Here is a 4,398-nt window from a genome sequence, read left to right on the forward strand (position 1 = left end):
CACATCAGTATAACGGTGGCCTAACGCCCAATGAATCAGAAAGATTATATTGGGAAAACTCTAAAACCGTGGCCAATTTTAGTTGACCACTACACAGGCGGTGGAAAAGGAATCAGCGAAGGTAGAGCTGACTTATTCATCAGTAAAGCTAAAAACTATACCAAGAAAGATACTACTGAGATCGATCTATTCGCCAAGGTTCATTCAGGTGGCCTATCGACAACCGAAGGCATCGCCTACGAACTCCGAGACGTACAAGAATCGGAGGATAACTCGGTAGCTATCGCTACAGATAAAAGACTGTGCGTTATTGAAGAGGAATTTGCCAATATTTTCACCAAGTGTAGATCCGGTGAGAGCAATCTCAGCCAAACAATTCGAACACTTTTTGACGGTGGTGACATTGCGCCACTAACGAAATTCAATAGGGTCACGTGTACCGATCCACATGTTTGCATTCATGGACACATTACTCCGGCAGAGTTCCTACAATCAGCCAATAAAGGACATAAAGAGAACGGATTCACAAATAGGTTTTTAATTATCTTCAAAGTGCCAAAACCAGTTATCCCGTTTCCAAAGGATTTGGATGAAGAAAAACTAGCCCCCTACGCAAAGCAGTTAGCCGAAGCCATGGATTGGTGTAATGTCGATGAACGTTCGATTCAGCTTAGTGAAGATAGCCTAAGCATATGGGAAAAAGAAGTATTGAGAGTCTCTGCATTTGGAGAGATTGAGTCTACTGAAGCCAATTTAATGTATAGGGCTCCTCACTACTTAGCGATACTAGCTTGCCTATTTTCAGCGCTTGATAGATCTCACGTTATTGAAAAGAAGCATATCTTAGCTGCAAGTGCATGGGTCGACTTTTGGCATCAATCAATAACATACATATTTGATACTGAAGAAGAGAACCTTAGGAACCAAGGGAGAAAAGAACATGCTTCAATCGTGATGGACTCCATCCTAACAGTAGCAAAAAAACTTAAGACTAATAGCTTCAAACGAACTGAACTAACGAAAACAATAGGTAGAAAGCTAACAAGTAAAGAAACAAATCTAGCCCTAAAGGATCTACAGGAGCGCCCTAAACCACCGATTCATGTTGAGAGAACTGGCAGCAAAAACTGCCAAATAATTACGCTTCTTTAAGTAAACTGAATCTATCAAAGCCTATGACTTATAAGTAATGGGCTTTACTCCTTATACTGTATTGGCTTGTTGTTTTGATTTAGTTCTCTTTACCAACTCATCTTCAAGTACCCGACCAGCCCCTCCCCTGAAGCGCTAATTATCTGAAAGAAATAATCTTTTATGCCTAAATAGTGACTAGCCAAGTTCACAATGTAATTACTCAAACAATGACGTGAGACTTTGTAGTTTTATCAGTTTTCGCAAGATGCGTTCATTACCAAAACGGGTAGTTTTCAATACTCGATTCAATTGAGTTTGATAAGCAGTCTAAGATTTCTTCAGCTAACTCAATCTTTTCATTTAATAGACCCGTAACTTCTTTGTCATTATCCCAGACGCTATTGGTATGTTCTTTATCCTCAAAACTGGCTTTGGCCAATAACGATGCAAGCGTTTTTTTCTCAATGACGCTATCTACCCAACGAAATTTTTTACTTTTTGATTCAAGGTCATTGGTTGATAGAAAACCGATTTCAAAGCATTTAAGAATTACTAGCTTTCTTACACTAGTTTTTTCTATATCTTGCAATCTAACAATGTTTTCAATTACGTTATTTTCAGGGTTCATAGCGATTTATTATAAAACTATGAATTCATCTTAGGGTAGTCAAGAAGGGAGTCCCTCTTGCCAGTGAACAACATTAGAACGTAGTGGGTTGTTCTATCTGGAATCCTTCAGAATATAAAACGTTAGAGCAGCATTAATTTGCAATTTTAGTTATAAATTAATATTTGTTAAGTAAACGATTTATGTTGAAGAACTGGACAATTATTACTCAGGCAGTTAAGCATGGTGCTGAAGGAGTGTTAGTTAGAGAGAAATACCTAACCTCTCAAAACCATCCTAATCACAGGCTAACAGATAACCTCATTTCAATTATTGGCAATAAAGAAACATCAAAAAGAATAGCGTTAGCTGGTGAAGAATTTAGAGTCAATCAACACCTATACCAGAAGAAAGGAGGCCGCCCTCTCTCAAGTTATGCAGTGGAGTATTGTCTGACACTACCAAAAGGCTACCGCCCTACAACAAAACAATGGCAGGAAATAGCGAAAGACTGCTGTGTAACACTAGCTAAGTTAGTCAATTTGAGTAATACAGAGGTTAAGCAGTACCAAAAGCAAATTCGTGCGGTACTACATCAGCAAGATCAGACCATTAAACAAGGCACAGGTGACCACGTTCATCTAATTATCGGTAAGGTTGTAGGAACTAGAGTTCTAAGAGAACTTCAACAAAAGAAAGCAACAAAAACACTAAAACAAGCGTTTAATGCCTCAGTATTAAAACATGTTGGCGTTAGTCATACATCTTATAAGCCTTATGAAATTAATAGAGGTAAAAGACTAGCAACTATTCAATATCAAAACAAAATCGCAGAGCAAACCTATGAAATTCAATTGATTTTGGATAATCTAACAAAAAGTACCAAAAAATGGCTCAACCTCATGGAAGCAGGAAAACATCATCACGCCAAAAGGCTGCATCGAAGAATTAGTTCAAACTTAAATTCTTTACATGATAAAAGTCTAAGCGGTTCACAAGTTACCCACGTAGCTAGAATAAAATCACTGTTAAAAATATAGTGTATAAGTACTAACTAGGATCAAATTCAGACATTAACAACCTTCCAAACGCTATCGTTAACTGTCAGTTTTTTAAACCTTTCCTCCTCAATTGCCATACATAGAAAATACTGGGGGCGAGATAATCCTACGTAAAGCATTTTTGAGCAATCTTCTATTTTCTCAATAGACTTTTTTAGTTTTTTTATTGTAGCTTCCCTTGTCTTTATACCCCTAACTTTTCCTGAACTTTCAATATCTTCAATTTCAGATTCGATTGAAGATATTTTTTTGTTAGTTTCTACAATTAGTTTTTCTGTATTTCCAATACCAGATATAACATCTAGCATGATATCACTCTCATACTTACCATCATAATAACTCTCAATATATAGAGTAGATGTATGAGTCTGCCCCTTAGCCGAATGTATAGTACCGAAAATTGGATTGTAAGTATTTGAGTCCACTTCAAAACTCTGTTCATCAATTTTAATACTATCGTCAAACCTCAAGTAACCAAAAGAATCCAACTCAATGCCATAATTATCTTTGAATAATCCTGACATATATACTTCAATATCTTTCAGTATATTTTTACATCCAATTTCAATATATTCAGTAGACCATTTGTATAGACTAATTTTTAACGCGTTATATATATCCTCATTTTCTATCCTAAAGGCATTAAACAATTGGTTCTTCGTGATGACCTTATCATCAAATTTTACATCATTATCTTTTAAAACATAGACTATTGCATCTTTTATACATTCGCAGACTTCAGGAATTTCAATATTTTTAGACTTGTTAAGATTAAACAACTCACTCTGAAGAGTAGGTTCAGAGTTTTTAATCTGACATTTACCCATAAAACTAGAAAGCGTTAATTTATCATCATCCCTGTTAGTGCTTACCCAAGAGACAATACCAATATGTCTATCTCTTACTATAGGTATCATTTCACACCTTTCATATTCAGCATAGAGCTCTATATATTTATCTATTACCTTATCTTTCTGATTATTACTAAATACGATTAAATGAGGCATCAGAACTGACCTGTCGTTTAATCCATTAATCTTAGTTTCAGTAGAAGAAAAACAACTTACAACCTTTGCTATTTTAGGTGTTAACCTATGACTTCCTGATATATTTAAAACTAATTTTCTATCTGACCAAACAGGTTTTTCGTTGGATTCATTATAGATAGATTGGTTACTATCCCCTACCCTCTGATAAACAATATCATCATTATTAAAGCACCTCTCAAGCAATTCATATTGAAGCTTGTCCATATCCTGCGTATTTCGGTGATTGCGATCGCTCGTTTCGGTTTATTCCGATCACTTGAGCCTGCCGTTTTTCTCTCTTCCTATTTTTACTCTAAGTGATCGGATTGCGCCAGTTTTCTCATTGACTCACCTCCCAGTTCTATTCGATGACTATTGTGTACCAGCCGATCCATTAGAGCGTCTGCAACAGTGGCGTTGCCGATCATGTTGTACCATTCCTTAACGGGTAGTTGACTGATAACGATCGTGCTGCTGTTTTGGTAGCGGTCTTCCAGCACTTCCAGAAGATGGCCCGCATGCTCTTGAGTCAGTTTTTCCATTCCCCAGTCATCAAGGATAAGCAGTG

4 protein-coding genes and 1 pseudogene are annotated in these 4,398 nt (G+C 36.6%); 2 read left to right on the forward strand and 3 right to left on the reverse strand.

Features of this window, described 5'->3' with window-relative positions:
• Positions 1 to 300 precede the first annotated feature (300 nt).
• Entirely contained in the window at positions 301 to 1,152 is an 852-nt protein-coding gene (locus BS19_RS14860; RefSeq protein WP_281170138.1) for a DUF3987 domain-containing protein, read from the forward strand.
• A gap of 256 nt (positions 1,153 to 1,408) precedes the next feature.
• Here BS19_RS14860 and BS19_RS14865 read toward each other — a convergent pair whose 3' ends face one another.
• A complete protein-coding gene (locus BS19_RS14865) occupies positions 1,409 to 1,762 on the reverse strand; it encodes a hypothetical protein (protein ID WP_038176306.1) in 354 nt (117 codons plus the stop codon).
• A gap of 182 nt (positions 1,763 to 1,944) precedes the next feature.
• Between BS19_RS14865 and BS19_RS14870 the strand changes: the two genes are divergently transcribed.
• Complete coding sequence (locus tag BS19_RS14870) at positions 1,945 to 2,781, forward strand: hypothetical protein (protein ID WP_038176307.1); 837 nt, start codon at positions 1,945 to 1,947, stop codon at positions 2,779 to 2,781.
• A gap of 26 nt (positions 2,782 to 2,807) precedes the next feature.
• On the opposite strand, the gene BS19_RS14875 is transcribed toward BS19_RS14870, so the two are convergent.
• Both BS19_RS14875 and istB read right to left on the reverse strand, forming a co-directional pair.
• Positions 2,808 to 4,055: a hypothetical protein gene (locus BS19_RS14875; protein ID WP_038176308.1), complete on the reverse strand. Its 1,248-nt coding sequence runs from the start codon at positions 4,053 to 4,055 to the stop codon at positions 2,808 to 2,810.
• Between the two features lie 83 nt (positions 4,056 to 4,138).
• Positions 4,139 to 4,398 (reverse strand): annotated as a pseudogene (gene istB, locus BS19_RS14880) (IS21-like element ISVch3 family helper ATPase IstB); the annotation flags it as partial.

The organism is Vibrio pacinii DSM 19139 (genome assembly GCF_000711795.1).
Taxonomy (GTDB): Bacteria; Pseudomonadota; Gammaproteobacteria; order Enterobacterales; family Vibrionaceae; genus Vibrio; species Vibrio pacinii.

Coding starts and splice junctions, on each gene's coding strand:
- BS19_RS14870 (WP_038176307.1), top strand. CDS start 1,945: ATGTTGAAGAACTGGACAATTATTACTCAGGCAGTTAAGCATGGTGCT.
- BS19_RS14865 (WP_038176306.1), bottom strand. CDS start 1,762: ATGAACCCTGAAAATAACGTAATTGAAAACATTGTTAGATTGCAAGAT.
- BS19_RS14875 (WP_038176308.1), bottom strand. CDS start 4,055: ATGGACAAGCTTCAATATGAATTGCTTGAGAGGTGCTTTAATAATGAT.